The 17686-nt window shown below is 39.1% G+C and carries 13 protein-coding genes, 1 pseudogene and 1 riboswitch; of the genes and pseudogenes, 8 read left to right on the top strand and 6 right to left on the bottom strand.

Annotated elements, in window-relative coordinates; all coding sequences use genetic code 11:
- The first annotated feature begins 18 nt into the window (after positions 1-18).
- Positions 19-1035 (top strand): STELLO glycosyltransferase family protein, encoded by a 1017-nt coding sequence (locus SALPA_RS09335; protein ID WP_145092724.1) that lies wholly within the window; start codon positions 19-21, stop codon positions 1033-1035.
- 130 nt (positions 1036-1165) lie between these two features.
- Positions 1166-1861, top strand: coding sequence for a glycosyltransferase family protein (locus SALPA_RS09330; protein WP_145092721.1), 696 nt, complete (start codon positions 1166-1168; stop codon positions 1859-1861).
- A 649-nt stretch (positions 1862-2510) separates the two neighbouring features.
- Here the strand turns inward: SALPA_RS09330 and SALPA_RS09325 are convergent.
- On the bottom strand, positions 2511-6377 hold the full coding sequence (locus SALPA_RS09325; protein WP_145092718.1) for a glycosyltransferase: 3867 nt from the start codon (positions 6375-6377) through the stop codon (positions 2511-2513).
- Between the two features lie 714 nt (positions 6378-7091).
- On the opposite strand from SALPA_RS09325, the gene SALPA_RS09320 reads away from it, so the two are divergent.
- The 5 genes from SALPA_RS09320 (at position 7092) to galE (ending at position 11376) form a co-directional block, all read left to right on the top strand.
- Positions 7092-8219 (top strand): glycosyltransferase, encoded by a 1128-nt coding sequence (locus tag SALPA_RS09320; protein WP_145092715.1) that lies wholly within the window; start codon positions 7092-7094, stop codon positions 8217-8219.
- Between the two features lie 179 nt (positions 8220-8398).
- The gene (locus SALPA_RS09315) at positions 8399-9268 is read left to right on the top strand and encodes an alpha-1,2-fucosyltransferase (protein WP_145092712.1); all 870 of its coding nucleotides are present in this window, start codon (positions 8399-8401) and stop codon (positions 9266-9268) included.
- Between the two features lie 103 nt (positions 9269-9371).
- Entirely contained in the window at positions 9372-10028 is a 657-nt protein-coding gene (locus SALPA_RS09310; protein ID WP_145092710.1) for a hypothetical protein, read from the top strand.
- A 74-nt stretch (positions 10029-10102) separates the two neighbouring features.
- Positions 10103-10276 (top strand): transposase, encoded by a 174-nt coding sequence (locus SALPA_RS33200; protein WP_145092707.1) that lies wholly within the window; start codon positions 10103-10105, stop codon positions 10274-10276.
- A gap of 110 nt (positions 10277-10386) precedes the next feature.
- Positions 10387-11376 carry a UDP-glucose 4-epimerase GalE gene (galE, locus tag SALPA_RS09300; protein ID WP_145092704.1) on the top strand — a complete coding sequence of 330 codons (990 nt, stop codon included), beginning with the start codon at positions 10387-10389 and terminating at the stop codon, positions 11374-11376.
- Positions 11377-11988: 612 nt separating this feature from the next.
- On the opposite strand, the gene SALPA_RS09295 is transcribed toward galE, so the two are convergent.
- From SALPA_RS09295 to gmd (SALPA_RS09280), 5 genes and pseudogenes are all read right to left on the bottom strand, one after another.
- On the bottom strand, positions 11989-12777 hold the full coding sequence (locus SALPA_RS09295; protein WP_145092701.1) for a putative sugar O-methyltransferase: 789 nt from the start codon (positions 12775-12777) through the stop codon (positions 11989-11991).
- Between the two features lie 68 nt (positions 12778-12845).
- Positions 12846-13020 (bottom strand): annotated as a pseudogene (locus SALPA_RS33195) (NAD-dependent epimerase/dehydratase family protein); the annotation flags it as partial.
- An 8-nt stretch (positions 13021-13028) separates the two neighbouring features.
- Positions 13029-14147 carry a GDP-mannose 4,6-dehydratase gene (gmd, locus tag SALPA_RS09290; protein ID WP_145092698.1) on the bottom strand — a complete coding sequence of 373 codons (1119 nt, stop codon included), beginning with the start codon at positions 14145-14147 and terminating at the stop codon, positions 13029-13031.
- 90 nt (positions 14148-14237) lie between these two features.
- Complete coding sequence (locus tag SALPA_RS09285) at positions 14238-15203, bottom strand: GDP-L-fucose synthase (protein ID WP_145092695.1); 966 nt, start codon at positions 15201-15203, stop codon at positions 14238-14240.
- A 33-nt stretch (positions 15204-15236) separates the two neighbouring features.
- Positions 15237-16325, bottom strand: coding sequence for a GDP-mannose 4,6-dehydratase (gene gmd / locus SALPA_RS09280; RefSeq protein ID WP_145092692.1), 1089 nt, complete (start codon positions 16323-16325; stop codon positions 15237-15239).
- 594 nt (positions 16326-16919) lie between these two features.
- Between gmd (SALPA_RS09280) and SALPA_RS31435 the strand changes: the two genes are divergently transcribed.
- Positions 16920-17042: a hypothetical protein gene (locus SALPA_RS31435; RefSeq protein ID WP_021169817.1), complete on the top strand. Its 123-nt coding sequence runs from the start codon at positions 16920-16922 to the stop codon at positions 17040-17042.
- A 394-nt stretch (positions 17043-17436) separates the two neighbouring features.
- Positions 17437-17555, top strand: a riboswitch (molybdenum cofactor riboswitch).
- The last annotated feature ends 131 nt before the right edge of the window (positions 17556-17686 follow it).

Genomic DNA, 17686 nt, shown 5'->3' with positions numbered 1-17686 from the left:
AATTTCAGGGGGGATACCATGCAGACTAAAGTAGCAATCGTAGTGACGTCGATTAGCAATCCCAATAAAGTCTTAACTTCCATTGCCTGTGGTGCTGTGGAACATGGTTACGAATTTATTGTGGTGGGGGACACTAAAAGCCCTGCGGATTTTTATCTTGAAGGATGTAAGTATGTTGGTATTGAGGAGCAGCTAAAATCCGGGTTTGAGTTTGCGGCAATTTGTCCTACACAGCATTATGCCCGTAAGAATATTGGTTACCTTTTGGCTATGCGTGACGGTGCAAAAATCATCCTTGAAACAGATGACGATAATATACCAAGAAACGAGTTTTTCCAAAAAAGGCAAAGAAATAGGGTTGCACATACCTTAACGAATGGTAACTGGGTTAACGTTTACCGGTATTTTTGTGAAAATCTCATTTGGCCAAGAGGATTGCCGCTTGATGCCATTCACAACTCACTGCCTGACTTAGATTCTTTGCCCTTAAATACCATCGATTGCCCGATTCACCAAGGTTTGGCTGATGAAAATCCGGATGTGGATGCGATTTATCGCTTAATCCTGCCCTTGCCGCAAGTATTTCGTAAGGAAAGAGAGATAGCATTGGGGATCAATAGTTGGTGTCCTTTTAATAGTCAGAATACAACATGGTGGTTAGATGCGTTCCCCTTGCTATATTTACCAGCCTATTGTTCGTTTCGTATGACGGATATTTGGCGTAGTTTTGTGGCGCAGCGTATCGCCTGGGAGAATGGTTGGCATGTTCTTTTTCATGATGCGACTGTTTGGCAGGAGCGAAATGGACATGACTTAATGAAGGATTATGTTGATGAAATACCAGGATATACGTATAATCGCCGTATCGCCGAGACACTCGGCTCCTTGTCACTGAAGGGTGGCCATAACCATATTTTTGATAATATGAGACGGTGCTACGAGGCACTGATTGAATTAGACCTGTTAGATCAGCAAGAGTTAAGACTATTAAATGCCTGGTTAGCGGATCTCGTACAAAGTGGCTGGGATAAATAAGCCAGTGAGGGCTCTAGCAATACTTTGCTAAAGTATCCTAAACAAATGGTGTTTAACTCACAGCGTTTAAGAAGCTTCACCATGAGGTATACAATAGGGGGATTTTTGGCAGTGATTATTGGAGGTAACCATGAGCGTAAGTAAAATTTGTTTCATAACATGCGTTAATAATGACGATATCTATCAAAAAAGCCTTTCTTATATTAGTAACCTTGATGTACCAGCAGGCTATAGTATCGATAGTTTTTCCATAAAAGAAGCGGAATCAATGACAAGTGGCTATAATAAAGCGATCCGGCATAATGATGCTAAATATAAGGTCTATCTGCATCAAGATGTATCCATAATTAATAAATCTTTTATTCAAGATTTTCTGCATATTTTTAGTGATACAAAAGTAGGGATGATTGGAGTTGCCGGTAGCTCCCAAATTCCGTCAAATGGAATCTGGTGGGAATCACGCTATAACTTTGGCAAAGTATATGATAGCCACACAGGGATGTTGAGTTTATTATCATTTCGCAACGTTGAAGCGGAATTTGAACAAGTGCAATGTGTAGATGGTCTGATAATGATAACCCAATACGATATACCGTGGCGCGAGGATATTTTCACCGGCTGGCATTTTTACGATCTATCACAAAGTTTAGAATTTATACGAGCTGGATATAAGGTAATCGTTCCCCGGCAGTGTACGCCATGGTGTATTCACGATTGCGGGCTTACAATTGTAAGGAATGATTATCATAACTATCGCCAGGTATTTTTGAACGAGTATGGCAAAGATTTAAAGATAAGGCAACTGAATAATGGACCTATAATTTAGCGTATGTCTTTCAGCAAATGGATGAACCGCTGGGCTTGGGCGGTGTTAGCAAAGGAAACGAAAATCTACGTATGCAGACATTTACGACCTTGTTGTAATTTGAAAAGGAGATGGCAACTTGAACGACATTGAGTATGTCGTTCATAACCTTTATTGACCGCAAATGGACGCTGGAATCTGAAATTCCGAGGATTATGTTATGTTTCGGAGTCTTTTTGAGTGGTTCAAAGAAATATTTCGGTTCATACAAGAAAGTAAAGTATCTGAATTTGTAGTCAGATTTGGTTCCAATCTGGATATTGAATCAAAATTTCAGTCGGTTGTTAATATTATGTCTGTCGTATGTGCGGGTTATTAATGCAGATAAAAAGGCGACGTTTCCGTTACTTTGCTGGAACCCAAATGGAAGTGGTACATTTATTCCATTTAGGGTTCTTTTTTATTCGGTCGTCAATTGTGCAGTTTTCCTATTGGATTAGTTGATATAGATCAAACGTAGCCTTAGTCTTGTCCAATAAAAACGACTAAAAATAATGGTCACTGTAGAGTGATAGCTTCCAGTGACCAAGGCCTTCCATACAATTTCATCGGGCTTTTGATAACCCCTATTCTCTTATCATAAATTTTGCTACAGTCTGGATTCATCCATCTAGCTATTTAGGACTTTGTCAAGAGTATTGGCAAAGGCGCTAATACCATAATCTGTGACAATCCTGTTTATACTGTTTCCTCCAATGCGTTGCCAAAGCTTTTTATCATTATATAAACGCTGGCATTGTTCGGCAAACTTTGTTGCCGTTTCCCCAACCAGAGCTTCTTGCTCATGTCGCCAATTCAACTGCTTTCCTAAAATAGGTGTTAACACAGTAGGAATTCCATGAGCACACGCCTCAAGTACCTTGAGGGGGATGCCTGCTGCAAATCTCGTCGGCGCAACAAAAATCCGGCAATTATTATACCACTCTGTAAGATCATCAACCGCGCCTAACAGAACTACATCCGAAGAATTTATCTTTTGGAGCGTGTTTGCTCCGTTTTTACCAATTACATATAACTTAATCCGCTCTTGACAGCCTGCATTGATTAATGGTAGCACTTTGTTAGTAAACCACATCACAGAATCAACATTAGGCGAGCCGTCATCCTCCAGTTGTCCTACAAACAATATATTTTCTCTTTCTTCAAATTTCTTACTCGTTGGGTTAGCGGCTAATGCATGACCTAAAACATGCACATCATTATGCCCGGCATTCTTAAAATACTGTGCTTCCTGCTTAGAGACAGCGAGAACGGTGTCCGCTACCTTGGCTAATGCCACTTCAGTGTCAATACGCCTGGCTGCTTCCTTTTCCGAGAGTAATTTTTTTTGAATTTTAGAATTTTGAATATCCCTAATTGCCCAAATTGCTTCAGCATCATAGATTATTTTTAGTCCGGAAAACAAAGCAGGCCTTTTGTCATATAATTCCTTTACTCTTAGCATGTTTGGTGGCCGGCTAATAAATAAAACATCATAATAACCAGCGCGCTCTGTCAGGAAGTGCTCCAATTTATTTGCGCCATATCCCCGCATAACCTCAATCGTATCAGGTATAGCATTATAAATATCTTGCCAATCATCTACCAGGTTCGGTTCGTAAAATGGATAAAAAGTAATAAACCAGCCATTGGCGGTAATTGTCTGTAAGATGCTTCTGGCTCTTGGATAGCCGGCTCCTAAATTTCTCAAAGGAACACGATCATCAATAAATAACACGCGTCCCTTATAATTATTGTTCATCCGGGCGTACAATATGTTTTTAGCAGCATAGTTATGACGCGTAGTCAAGAAATCATAATGAGTGCTAAGAAGTTTAAATCTATTTACTTGCATTTGATGCAAGGCTTGCTCACTGATCGTAGTGCTTCCATATTCAAAATGATCGATAACTACGGCCGGATCGTACACAACTCTAAGCCTACGTTTCCATAAACGCACACAGTAGTCAGTTTCTTCATAATAAGCAGGGGCATAGCGAACATCGAAGCCACCCATTTGACGAAATAATTCTGTCGGCGTCAGTAAAAAAGCACCGGTACAGTAATCTACATCTCTTACAAACATGGCTTCATTAGTATCAGGCAATTCTCCACGCTGGTAACCCAGGCATGTGCCATCCTGCCAAATTATCGATCCTGCTTCCTGCAGCAATCCGTCGGGGAGGATGACTCTGCCGCCAACAGCACCAATACCAGGAGTAGATTCCATTCTGGTAATTGCCTGCTGGATGCTGCCGGGTCGGACAATCGCATCATTGTTTAATAGTAGTAAATATTGGCCGTGAGCTTGGTCTATCGCCCTATTGACTGCTTTTAAAAAACCTATATTTTCCTTGTTGGTAATGACGCGAACACCATTAAGCAGAGATAATAGCTGTGTTGTCGCGTCTGAGGAAGCATTATCGACAATCAGCACTTCAAAGTCGCCTTTATCCTGACGCTGAAGAGCTTCCAAACAAGTAAGGGTCAACTCGGCCTGATTCCATAAGACGAGTAATATGGTTATTTTAGGTGAGACAGGTATACTAAAATTCAGCTGCTGTTTCGCAGATAAAAAGGCTTCCAATTCTTTCTTGCGAGCTATTCGAAAATCGGATTTAATACTGTTTATATCGGGAGCGCTTTTCTGTTCTGCTATTGTTTTGCTTCCTAACGCTGAATTTTGACGGGTGTTATTCTCCAGGATCGTTTTTCCTAGATTAGTATAGAAAATCATTCTACCTTCTTTGTGTTTGAGTAAGTGGGTTACGAGCGGACTGTTATTCGGCTTAATTTCAATACTTTTATGGCCTTCCTTTGGTATATCTTCAAAATTTATCGCAGCATTGTTATAATACGGATCGTCTTTTTCCAGCTCTCTCGCCCATTTAATCAGAAAATTATGCTGTTCACGGGTTGCACGTTTTCTGTTCAGGTTATCAGCATCATTTATGCGTGATTTTGACTCATGATGATAAAGTGCTGCCATTGGAGTAAATACCACCAATTTACCAAGTTTCCTTATCTTCATACATAAATCAACATCGTTATAATCAATGGTAAATGAAGCCGCATCAAGACCCGCTGCTGCATGATATAAATCCTTTTTGATCATCAAGCAAGCTCCCGTTACGGCACTAACATTTTGGACCAGATTTGCTCTATTAAAAAACTCCTGGTGATCTTGGAGCAATTTGTACGAGATATGACCGGCAGCAATTGTCTTATCAATGTATACGCCTGCATGTTGGATGGTACCATCAGGATAATACAGTTTTGCGCCAACGATGCCGACATCATCACGCTGTAAATACATTACCATTTTCTCTAACCATGTGGAAGTAATAACTTCTACATCGTTGTTTAATAGTAATACATATTCACCTTCGGCAAATAAGACGCCATAATTAACAATAGCAGCAAAATTAAAGCCTTTTTCTTTCCATTCGACGACCGTAAGGTTGGGATATTTTTTTAACGACTTATAATAGTTAAATGTCTGTTCATCGATACTATTGTTCTCTACAATAATTACCTCATAGTTATCATAGGTTGTTTTACTATAAATTGATTTTAGACAGCGATCCAAATCCGTAACATGATCTTTATTAGGAATAATGATCGATATTTTCTTGCTACTGTTGAGTTCATAGTTGATCGTATAGCTGCCTGAATAGTTACTAAAATCAATACTGCCTTTTAACCCTATTCGCTGCAAATGCTCTAATAGCGCCTTTTTGCCAGCTTCAACTGTATGCATGTTAGCGCTGACGTCGACCGCTGCTGAATTTTCAAGGGAGCGCTGATGGTATAATATTTTGGGGATATGCACCACACGATTTGCGTTTTCAGTTGCTCTCAGAATTAAGTCGTAGTGCTGGCTGCTGTCAAACCCGGAACAAAAACCACCGATTCGGTCGATAAGCGTTTGTTTAAAGACACTAAAATGACCAATATAATTGTAGCTTCTTAACATATCCGGTGCGAAATCTGGTTTAAAAAATGGCGCAAACCGCCTTTTATTCACATTCTCGATCTTATCCGTATCCGAATAAAGAAAATCAGGTTTCTGATATTCATTTATCGCCTTAACAACCTCATACAAAGCAAACGGTGCTAATAGATCAGCGTGTTCCAATACCCCAATATAATCCCCTTGCGTCCAATGTAGCCCGGTATTGATATTCACGGAAAGGTTTTTGTTTTTTCCAAGTATCTTATATTTAATTCTAGGGTCATGCACATATTGACTAATGATTTCTTCCATATGATATTGCTGCTCATTACTGTCAGCAGCAATACATAATTCCCATCTCTGATAAGTTTGCTGCAGCACGGATTCAATCAGCTCACATAAAAACGGCCCTAATGTATTAAAAGTCGGCACAATAAGGCTGACTACCGGTTCATAAAGGAAGGTATGTTTTTTCTGTTGTTCCAGCTCGGCCATAGTAGGTTCATTATTCAATATCCAATGTTTATACTTCTCACCCAGCACGGCGGTATCCCCCCAAGTTGAAGTTTTTATATAAAAGTCTTAAATTCAACAGACCTGCATAGCAATTTCTAAATTATCTTTAAGGGTCGCATGTGATTGCTCTTGAAAGCTCGTATTTGCAAATTTCCAAAGTTTTTTATTATATTCCGTGTAACTGCCAAGAACAAAAAAGTCCTCAACATTATTTTTTCTGATAGTTGAGATTTAGCCACGCTTGCTGAGCGTGGCTTACTTATTACTTGGCGGAGTTGTTTTCAAGCTGGCTTACTGTGTCGCTCTTATTTATGTTATTCAGCTTTTATAAATCTGTGAAGACTGCGAGCCGACTTTTTTCAATGATTCCGAAGACGGCTTGCCTAGATGTATCTTTGACAGTTCGATTAGGAAACGGAGTCGAAATTATTCTTGCTCGAACTTGGCGCTCCAATGTAATCCGGCTTTAAGGCTAAGACTTGTAGTTAACGATATTTTGTAAAATGGTAACATCAAAGTACACAATTATTGTGGAGTAGAATTGCAGAAGGTTGTGTGTTTTTTCTTACACTACTCTAGCAGCTATGTAAATTGTGTTTTCAGCTTAGTTCAGATTTAGTGCGCAAGTTTGTTTGAAGAGTGAGTAAAGGGAGCACTTTTTGATAAATAGATTCATATTATATAAGAGATAAAATCTGATAGTGTTACTGAAAATAAAAGAACTCTTGGAGGGATTGGTAAATGGTTTTGGAGGATACTCAGAAGAAGACGAGATTTGTTACCCTCTTTCCAGAAACAGGTTACGTTCATCTGATTAAAGACGTAGGAATGATACCATACACTATGTATAAGAATTATAATTATGATGCTTCTATTGTAACTTATCAAAATGGCCCCTATCTGTATCTTGATAATGAGGTAAAGGGGTTAAAGCTGGAATATTTAAACCGTACCGATAATGATACAAAAGATGGTATTGACTACTTAACGCATAATGCGCGGAATATTGATGTTTTGCACTTGTTTCATTTGTCACAAAGAACTTTTGACTGGATTCGCATTTATAAAGAACTAAATCCTAACGGCAAGGTGTATTTAAAGTTAGATACAACTGAAGATATAAAAGGTGCTGACCAAGGATTTTGGAATTGGGTTAAGAGTTCGTTAACAAAATGTCATGTTGTGAGTGCTGAAACCTTGGAGGTATGTGAATGTCTTAATGAAAAGTGGCCGATCAGCGTCGAATATATAACGAATGGAGTCTACGCGTGTCCTAAGTGCCTAATAGACTATCAAGAAAAAGAAAATACCATTCTGACAGTTGGCAGAATTGGAACACAGCAAAAGTTCAATGAAGTTCTATTAACGGCCTTTAATTTGGCTCACACCCATATGCCAAACTGGAAACTGAAGTTGCTCGGACCGATATCGCCTGAATTTCAGCAGGTAATGTCTAATTATTTTCTGGAAAGTCCTGAATTGAAGGATAAAGTTATTATTCTAGGTGAGACTGCTGATAGGTCTTATATAAATGCGGAGTATAGAAAAGCAAAAATTTTCTGTTTGACATCTCGCTGGGAAGGATTCCCGTTGGTCTTCCCGGAAGCTGCCATACATGGCTGTTTTATTATTTCCTCAAACCTTGCTTCGGCCAGGGATATTACTGGGAACGGGAAGTATGGTGAAATCTTCCCGGTAGGTGATAGTCAACAACTGGCGGAGCTTTTGATTAAGACTAGTAACGACGAGAACAAGATGCAGGCAATTTGCCCGGTCATTCAGCAATTCGCACGGGACAATTTCCAATGGGTGAAAATTTGCCAAACACTTCATGCGGCATTGTCAAGCCCCATATCACATAAAAATTAGATATTACTGAAGCACGAACCTAACTACACTTATTAGTCCGAGTGCAATTGACCATGTTCCGCAATAAATATAAACTTTTGACTAAACGGAAGCTAAAGAAATGCTATGTGGCCATCCCAATAGCTAGAAAATAGTGATTAAGGAGTGATATGCAATAATTGCTGAGAGGTGGGGATTTAATGATAGTGGTACAATTATTGGGTGGTCTGGGAAATCAAATGTTCCAGTATGCCTGCGGACGTGCTTTGGCGTTACGGACAGGCAAGCAGCTTTTCTTAGACATTAGCAGCTACTCTATATCTCCAGGCAGGCGGTATGAACTGGACGTATTGAATATACAAGCGAATATCATTAATTTAGAAGAGGATAAAGAAATAGAACAGCGGCTGGGTATCCCTGGTATTCCAGCTTATTTTGAACGTCAACATAATTTTGACCAAAATGTTTTTTCCTTACGTGATGGCGTGTTTTTGCAGGGCGGGTTTTGGCAGACTGAAAAGTATTTTCAGGATTTTGCCAGTGTGATTCGGGAAGAGTTGTCGCCAAAGCTGCCTAGTTTATCTGCAGAAAGTTTGAATATTGCAATGGACATAAAGAAATATTTGTCAATAGCCATTCATGTACGTCGTACAGACTATGCAATATACGATAAGCTTGGTATTTTGCCTATGGGCTATTATGAAAATGTCAGGCGGTATCTTGACAACGTATTTCCCTCTGCTCGATATTATATTTTTTCTGATGATGTTGCCTGGTGTAAACGTGAATTTACGGTTTTTCCAAATTCTTATGTGCTAGAACACAAAGGAGAGCTAGGTTGTCACGAAGATTTATGGTTAATGAGTCAGTGTCAGCATAATGTAATAGCTAACAGTACGTATAGTTGGTGGGGAGCTTGGCTTAACAATAATCCACAAAAACTCGTAATTGCGCCAGACCGCTGGTTTGCAGGCGAACACCTTAATACTCAGGATGTATTGCCTGATAAGTGGATCAAGGTTCCGGTACAAAATAATTGTGAAGATAACGGGTCTTTTATAGCATCATGAACCCGAAAGATAATCGTACGGTTATACAGACAACAATCTATGCCGCGAGCGCTAGGCTGGTTTTGAAATCATGTTACGGAGTAAAAGGAGAGCGGATCAATATATGAAAGATCTTTTTAATGAAGTTACTGACTTATTGGGTGAGTTTAATGAGCAATACCTTTTGGAGTTTAAACAAAATGTACTTGGTTCATTAGCACGATGGATAGAATCAGGCAAACCTGTTCCTCCTCCCGATTTATATAAACATCAAACAATTAAGTCGTATGGAGAAAGATTTCACCTAAATACTCTGATTGAAACTGGAACATATTTTGGTGGAACTGTTTGGTCAGTTAGAAATCATTTTAGTAGAATAATTTCAATTGAACTAGGTCAGGATCTGTATGAAAGAGCAAAGAAAATGTTTGAGAGTTTGGAACATGTTTCAATTATTAAAGGGGATTCCAGCAAAGTTTTACCAATAGTTCTTGATTTTATTAATAAGCCATGTTTGTTTTGGCTAGATGGTCATTATTCTGCCGGAGTTACTGCTTGTGGAGATATTCAAACTCCCATTATCCAGGAAATTGAAGCCATTTTTGCACATCCTGTAAAACAGCACGTTATACTAATTGATGATGCTCGCCTCTTTTTAGGCAAGGATGATTATCCACAACTAGATGAATTTGTGCAGCATATTAAGAGTATCAGGACTGATCTCAATGTAGAAGTAATTGATGATATTATAAGAATAACACCGGATAAAGGCATGCAATAAATAAGGTGGGACGTCTGCACAAAAATCACCCCGGGCACCATGTTGATGCTGCGGGGTGATTATCATTTACCAGTATGCCTATTATTCTTTATGACTACCAATCGGATCACAAGGCAAAGCGTCCCATAGAGTTTTTGAAAGGAGTCAGCGGTTACCTTCATACGGATGGCTATGCCGGATACCACAGTCTTGCCGACGAGATCGTCATTGCATGGGGGTGTTTTGAAAAATCAAGTCCCAACTTTTAAGCTTGGGACTTGGTGGAGGAAAAAAGCAAAAAGTCCAAGGCATAACGCCTTGAACTATAAAGTCTCTCGGCTTTTCGAGAGTGTACCATAATTAGTTTGGAGGACCGTATATGAGTATTTTGGTAACAGGTGGAGCGGGCTATATTGGCTCCCATACTGTGCGGCTTTTAGAAAAATTGGGTCATAAGGTAGTTGTTTATGACAATTTAGTGACAGGTCACAAGGCAGCGGTGAAAAGAAGCCTATTTGTTGAAGGCGATATATTTGACAGTGAGCGCTTGGCGGATACCATTAAGCGCTATCATATTACTTCAGTTGTTCACTTTGCTGCTTATAGTTTAGTTGGCGTGTCAATGGTTAAGCCGAAAGAATATTATCATAATAATGTAGTCGGAACGCTGAATCTTTTGGATGTTATGCTGGAAAATGGGATTAAGCAATTAGTATTTTCTTCTACTGCGGCTGTGTACGGAGAGCCGGAAAACTCACCTATAACCGAATCTATGATGAAAAGTCCGACAAATGTTTATGGGCGGACAAAGCTAATTATGGAAAATGTAATGGCTGAGTATTCACGGAGTTACGGCCTTAACTATATTGCCCTTCGCTATTTCAATGCCTGTGGTGCTGAGGGTGCAGGTGATATTGGGGAAGACCATTGTCCCGAAACGCATCTGATACCGCTCGTACTGAAAGCTTGTTTAGGAAAAACACAGTGTCTCAAAATTTTTGGCGATGATTATCCGACTAAAGATGGAACCTGTGTACGGGACTATATCCATGTGAATGATTTAGGTCAAGCCCATATATTGGCACTTAACGCTTTGGCAAATGGTCATGGTTCTGATGTCTACAATCTTGGCAATGGAAACGGTTTTAGTGTCAAAGAAGTCATTGCAGCGGCGGAAACGTTAACTGGACTTACGTTACCCAAAGAGATAGCGCCTCGTCGGGTTGGTGATCCGGCTAGGCTGGTTGCCAGTTCTGATAAAATACGCCAGGATTTAGGGTGGCAGCCCGAATATACCGATATAAAAAAAATAATTGCGACTGCTTGGCGCTGGCATAAAAATAACCCAGACGGTTTTGAATATCAGTAGAAATCATTCGATATTCCCGCTTTACGCACAAGGCTGTAAGGGTTTGACGCAGTTGTTTGCTTTACTCATTTTGCTTCTTTGCCCATGATATGCAGGTTCGAGCCGCATTCCGGACCGGACTGTTCCGCTTGTGTAGATCGGCAGGCAGCTTGAGAATTCCAAAACAATCTAACGATCTCCATTCGATTCTCTTGAATGATTTTCTCATAGGGAAGTCTGTTTGTATATGTGTCGGTTTAATTGACGCTTACGCTGCGACGTGTTTGCAACATCGATCCTGCACAAAAATCACCCCGGGCACCATGTTGATGCTGCGGGGTGATGATCATTTAGTTTCAAGCTTTCTCGTTAGGGCTTACTTGCAAAGGGGGCGAGGAAACTCTTCTCTCCAGAGTTATCTTCTCCCTTCTTATTCATGGTTTATCATCCTATTTAACCAAAAGCTGCAAAAGTAATAATTGTTAGTAACCCACCTTAATGAGGGTTAACCAAATAGTTTTTTAAAGCCACCTTGAAAAAAGATCTATTTGTAAAAAATTACTGAAAAACAGGTTTTTTTAGTAAGTCCATAGTTGACAAACGAAAACTTATTGTCCAAACATTATCCGTTCTTTACGCATTCGCTCCCCATACGATTAAGCAGTTCTTTGGGTAGGTGAGTGGTTCTTCATTGAAGGCTTTAGAACCAGGAATCATGGCAAGCAATTCATCTGCTTTGTAAGAATTATATTCTTTTGGTGTAATTTCGTTATAGGTTATGTAACCTCTCTTTGAATTTAAAATAACTTTTCTTAAATAGATATCCTGTACCGATCGGGGCAATTCCGTAAAGGCATAGTTACTTAACACTAGATCATAAAATTTAATATCTAGTTCGTTCATAGTCTTATAACTTATCATTGAATTAAGAATGAAATTATCCAAATATCTTTGGGTAAGCGCAAGAACTGGCTGTAAGTCAACTAAGCAATATGTTGAGGGTTTATAGTAAGCATCTATAATCCGACACTGCCCACCATACCCGACGCCTATTTCGCAGATATTCAGATTATCCGCTGTATGAAAATATTTTTTGATATCTACAAGAACTTTAATATACCGAAGAGTAGTAGGTGAAATCAGTCCAATATCCGGATATTCATACATTTCAGGATTACCATAATTGTCATTCAGTTTAAAAATATTCATTTCCGCGAAGATATCTGGATCGTTAGATAATATTTGGAGATAAGCACTACCTTGTTCTTTTGTAACATGCTCTAAAATTTGCGTATAGCTGGGGTGTCTTCTAAAATTATTGAAAAACTTATAATCATGGCTTGCAGTGATGCATACTTGAGGATATGCTTGATTATCCGATAAACTGGTCGAAATACACTCATTTACTGATGATTTCTCCATAATTCACCTCTCCCTATTCCTATGTCATTATTGAAAAGTTTTCGAATTGTACATAGTCAACTTATCTATGCAGCAACTAAAAAGACATATTCCGGACGTTCAGTGCAAAAAAATTTCTACTTCCGTTTGATTTCTCAGGTCAAGTTCTTTACTTGTTCTTTCCAAGATATTTTTATAACCAAGATCTTTTAACCTACGTACGATGGCGTAGTCTACTAAACCACGGCTTCCTGCAACGTAGATTTTAGCATTTAGGTCAGCAGCGCAGTAGCAGCACTGCTTTTACTCGCTCCAGTCGCTAATCCTGAAATCCGTTTTTTGCGTAACAAATCCCGTTGTACATTTTTAAGATCTGCTGTAACCATCATACTTACAAGCTTTTCGAAGCTGGTCTCTGATGTCCAGCCTAATTTTTCTCTTGCTTTGGTCGGATCACCTAGTAAAAGATTTACTTCGGTTGGTCTAAAATAGCGAGGGTCTATATAGACGATCTCCTTGCCGTTGGCTGCGTCTATTCCTTTTTCGTCCAATCCCGAACCACGCCAAACAATATCAATGCCAGCATTTCTAAACGCTAGCTCTACGAACTCTCGTACCGAATGAGTCTCTCCTGTGGCAATAACATAATCCTCCGGTTGCTCTTGTTGAAGCATCATCCACATAGCTTTTACAAAGTCACCGGCATAGCCCCAGTCTCGTTTGGCATCAAGATTACCAAGATATAAGCTTTCTTGTGATCCAAACTTAATGCGTGCTGCTGCTCTGGTGATTTTACGGGTTACAAAGGACTCGCCACGGATAGGGGATTCATGATTAAATAAAATACCATTACATGCATATATTTCATAAGCTTCCCGATAATTAACTGTTATCCAGTAACCATAAATTTTAGCTGCGGCATATAGACTACGAGGATAAAAAGGTGTCGTCTCCTTTTGCGGCGTTTTTTGCACCTTACCAAATAACTCACTAGTGGATGCTTGATAAAACCGGGTCTTTGCTGTCAATCCGAGGATTCGGATGGCCTCAAGTAGTCTTAAAGTGCCTATAGCATCCGCATTAGCTGCATCTTCTGGTGTTTCAGATGAAACTTGTACGTGACTTTGCGCAGCCAGGTTGTATATTTCATCAGGTTGAACTTGTTCAATGATACGAATTAAATTTATAGGATCGGTTAGATTACCATAATGAAGAGAAAAACGAATATCAGTATCGTTAATGCCTTTATATACGTGATCAATCCGATCCGTGTTAAACTGAGAGCTTCTTCGTTTTATTCCATGTACATAATATCCTTTAGCTAACAAAAGCTCAGCTAAGTAAGCTCCATCTTGGCCAGTGATTCCGGTAATCAACGCAACCTTTTGCACAAAATACCTCCTTTCTTTTTCTAGGAGTAGGACTAATACGGCCTCGTATTAATGAAGTTTTTACTCCACAAAAAGATTTTTACATCTATACTATATGTTTAGATCATGTGATTGTTGAAATGTGAGGTTAGCGCTGTTCCTTAAAAACCATTGATAAGTTTTTTCAATTCCTGCTCTTAATGGTGTTTGGGCATACCATCCGAGTTTGGTTAGCTTACTGATATCCAGGTACTTAACAGGCGTTCCATCAGGTTTGGTTCTATCATAAACAATTTCACCTGTAAAGCAAGTGATATCAGCCATCATAGCAGCAAGTTCAGCGATAGTAATATCAATACCTGTACCAATATTGACAATCTCACTATCGTTATAGTATTGCATCAGAAAACAGCAAGCATCGGCCAAGTCCTCTACATAGAGGAATTCTCGTCTGGGCTTACCACTCCCCCAGACGGTAACTGAAGGTGCACCAGATAGCTTTGCTTCATGAAACTTTCGCATAAGCGCAGGAAGCACATGTGAAGTATCTAAGTTGAAATTATCATTGATGCCATATAAATTAGTCGGCATTACTGATATAAAGTTATCGCCATACTGTCGGCGGTAAGACTGGCACAGTTTTATTCCCGCAATTTTGGCTATGGCATAAGGTTCATTTGTCGGCTCTAATTCCCCTGTTAACAGGTATTCTTCTTTTAAAGGCTGCAGAGCATATTTAGGGTAAATACATGAGCTGCCCAGAAACAAGAGCTTACTAACTTTATATTTATGAGCATTGTGAATTATATTGGTTTCAATCATTAAATTATCATAGATAAACTCTGCCGGAAGGCTATTATTGGCCAGAATACCCCCTACCTTGGCGGAAGCTAAAAAGATATATTCTGGACGTTCATTGCAAAAAAAAAGTTCAACTCCTGCTTGACTCCTCAGGTCAAGTTCTTTACTTGTTTTTTCCAAGATATTTTTGTAGCCAAGTTTTTTCAATCTACGTACAATCGCGGAACCTACCAAGCCACGGCTTCCTGCAACGTAGATTTTAGCATTTAGGTCCATTGCTATTCCTCCAGCGCAGTAATAGCACTGCTCTTACTCGCTCCAATTACTAACTTTGAAACCGTTTCTCTTGCATAACAAATCCCGTTCTGCATTTTTTAGATCTTCAGTAACCATCATATTTACAAGCTTTTCGAAGCTGGTCTCCGATGTCCACCCTAATTTTTTTCTTGCTTTGGTCGGATCACCTAGTAAAAGCTCTACTTCTGTTGGTCTAAAATAGCGAGGGTCTATATGGACAATTTCCTTGCCGCTAGCTGGCTCTATTCCCTTTTCTTCCAATCCGGTGCCACGCCAGACAATATCAATGCCAGCATTTTTAAACGCTAACTCTACGAACTCTCGTACCGAATGAGTTTCTCCTGTGGCAATAACATAATCCTCCGGCTGCTCTTGTTGAAGCATCATCCACATAGCTTTTACAAAGTCACCGGCATAGCCCCAGTCTCGTTTGGCATCAAGATTACCAAGATATAAGCTTTCTTGTGATCCAAGCTTAATCCGTGCGGCTGCCCTAGTGATTTTACGGGTTACAAAGGACTCGCCACGGATAGGGGACTCATGATTAAATAAAATACCATTACATGCGTATATCCCGTAAGCTTCCCGATAGTTTACTGTTATCCAGTAAGCGTAAATTTTAGCTGCGGCATATGGACTACGCGGATAAAAAGGGGTCGTTTCCTTTTGGGGTGTTTCTTGTACCTTACCAAATAATTCACTAGTGGATGCTTGATATATCCGGGTCTTTGTTGTCAATCCGAGGATTCGAATGGCCTCGAGTAGTCTTAAAATTCCGACACCATCAGCATTAGCTGTATATTCCGGAGTTTCAAATGAAACTTGTACGTGACTTTGCGCAGCCAGGTTATAAATTTCATCAGGTTGAACTTGTTGAATGATACGAATTAAATTTGTAGAGTCGGTAAGATCACCATAATGGAGAAAAAAACGAATATCATTTTCGTGAATGTCTTTATATAAATGATCAATCCGATATGTGTTAAACTGCGAGGTTCTTCTTTTTATTCCATGTACATAATACCCTTTATTTAATAAAAACTCAGCTAAATAAGCTCCATCTTGGCCAGTGATGCCGGTAATCAACGCAACTTTTTGCATAAACTACCTCCTTCTTTTTCTTTGGAGTAGGACTAATGCGAACTTATATAAATGAAGTAATTACTCCACTAAAAGTAATTACATTTATACTATATGATTTAGGCTAAGTGAGTGTTACAAAGCGAGAGGGTATGTAAAGATAACAATTGAATTACATAAATATAATGCCAAAAGCCCCACGCTATCCGGGGCTTTTGGCATTATATTGTGTATGTTAGCCTACTCGGCAAATTAGGAGGTCTACTGACTGAGTGACATTTTGTCTTCTACATCTAGCGGTGGAGCTTTGCGTTTTACGATTGCAAGTACGACTGTCCTATTGGAAATAACTTTGTCAACAAGAGTTATTGCATCATATAATGGAATATTCAATAATTATGGGCCTTATCAATTTCCTGAAAAGTTTATTCCTTTGATGATACTGTTTTTATGGAGACCTGGAATTCCACTCAGTACGCAGAGTGGGATATTAAATAAGGATAGGTGAAACAAAGAAAACAATACACTACAGCAGTAACTAAACAATAGCCACCAGCATAATATACATTGAAATAAACCCTATATTGATAGCTAAGCTGAAGGAGGGAATTTAAAATGGGCTTTGGTTTTGGCGGCTGTGGTGGCCATGGTCGCGGCGGGAGTTCATGGGTTGTGATCATCATCATCATAATTTTACTGTTATGCTGCTGCGGTGATGACGATAGTTTAAGCTGTTAAGCCTATATTTAATTAAGTCAATACTTACAAATAAGGAGCTGCCACACTAAGTAACTTAGTGTGGCAGCTTTTTTCTTTGGCGAAGTGTCAAGCTAAGCGGAATAGGCAGCCGCAAATATTTCGAATGGAGTCTTACATAAGTATTGCACTTGGATTTTAAATTCGCTTTTTGATAGTACATAGATAGTATTGAAATTTTCCACACCAGATTGATGATATCATGGTGTTATTTTGTACCAGAATTCAAAATATTGTATTTATTTTCACATTATATGCAGGAATTTTAAAAATTATATTGAATAGTTAAAAAAAGAATATAAATAAAAATAATATAAATAATATAAAATATATATATATAGAAAAATAATATATCGGTTATAAATAAAATATATGGAAATACGGATACCTCCGAGTTGTCTTATCTAAACTTGCAAGAGCATGATTTGACGACCGCAGGGGTAGTGGGAAACTGTTACGCCTCCCGTTGGTAAAGGAGTGTTATTGTAATTTCCAGGAGCAGCCCTACCTTTATGTCTATCCTGTAAAGTTATACTTTATAAACGTGTACAAGCAGGTGGCAGAAGTGGTATTTTTCACTATGCGTGGAGAATATTCCTGGATAATTATTTAACATTTAGGCCAAG

The sequence above is a fragment of the Sporomusa sp. KB1 genome (genome assembly GCF_007830295.1).
In the GTDB taxonomy this organism is placed as follows: Bacteria; Bacillota; Negativicutes; order Sporomusales; family Sporomusaceae; genus Sporomusa.
This window is presented reverse-complemented; position numbering and strand designations above follow the sequence as displayed.

Excerpts from the sequence above, each read along its gene's own strand:
- gmd (WP_145092692.1), bottom strand. The coding sequence starts at position 16,325 with ATGCAAAAAGTTGCGTTGATTACCGGCATCACTGGCCAAGATGGAGCT.
- SALPA_RS09335 (WP_145092724.1), top strand. The coding sequence starts at position 19 with ATGCAGACTAAAGTAGCAATCGTAGTGACGTCGATTAGCAATCCCAAT.
- SALPA_RS09295 (WP_145092701.1), bottom strand. The coding sequence starts at position 12,777 with ATGGAGAAATCATCAGTAAATGAGTGTATTTCGACCAGTTTATCGGAT.
- SALPA_RS09285 (WP_145092695.1), bottom strand. The coding sequence starts at position 15,203 with ATGGACCTAAATGCTAAAATCTACGTTGCAGGAAGCCGTGGCTTGGTA.
- SALPA_RS09315 (WP_145092712.1), top strand. The coding sequence starts at position 8,399 with ATGATAGTGGTACAATTATTGGGTGGTCTGGGAAATCAAATGTTCCAG.
- galE (WP_145092704.1), top strand. The coding sequence starts at position 10,387 with ATGAGTATTTTGGTAACAGGTGGAGCGGGCTATATTGGCTCCCATACT.
- SALPA_RS33200 (WP_145092707.1), top strand. The coding sequence starts at position 10,103 with ATGCCTATTATTCTTTATGACTACCAATCGGATCACAAGGCAAAGCGT.
- SALPA_RS09320 (WP_145092715.1), top strand. The coding sequence starts at position 7,092 with ATGGTTTTGGAGGATACTCAGAAGAAGACGAGATTTGTTACCCTCTTT.
- SALPA_RS09330 (WP_145092721.1), top strand. The coding sequence starts at position 1,166 with ATGAGCGTAAGTAAAATTTGTTTCATAACATGCGTTAATAATGACGAT.
- SALPA_RS31435 (WP_021169817.1), top strand. The coding sequence starts at position 16,920 with ATGGGCTTTGGTTTTGGCGGCTGTGGTGGCCATGGTCGCGGCGGGAGT.
- SALPA_RS09310 (WP_145092710.1), top strand. The coding sequence starts at position 9,372 with ATGAAAGATCTTTTTAATGAAGTTACTGACTTATTGGGTGAGTTTAAT.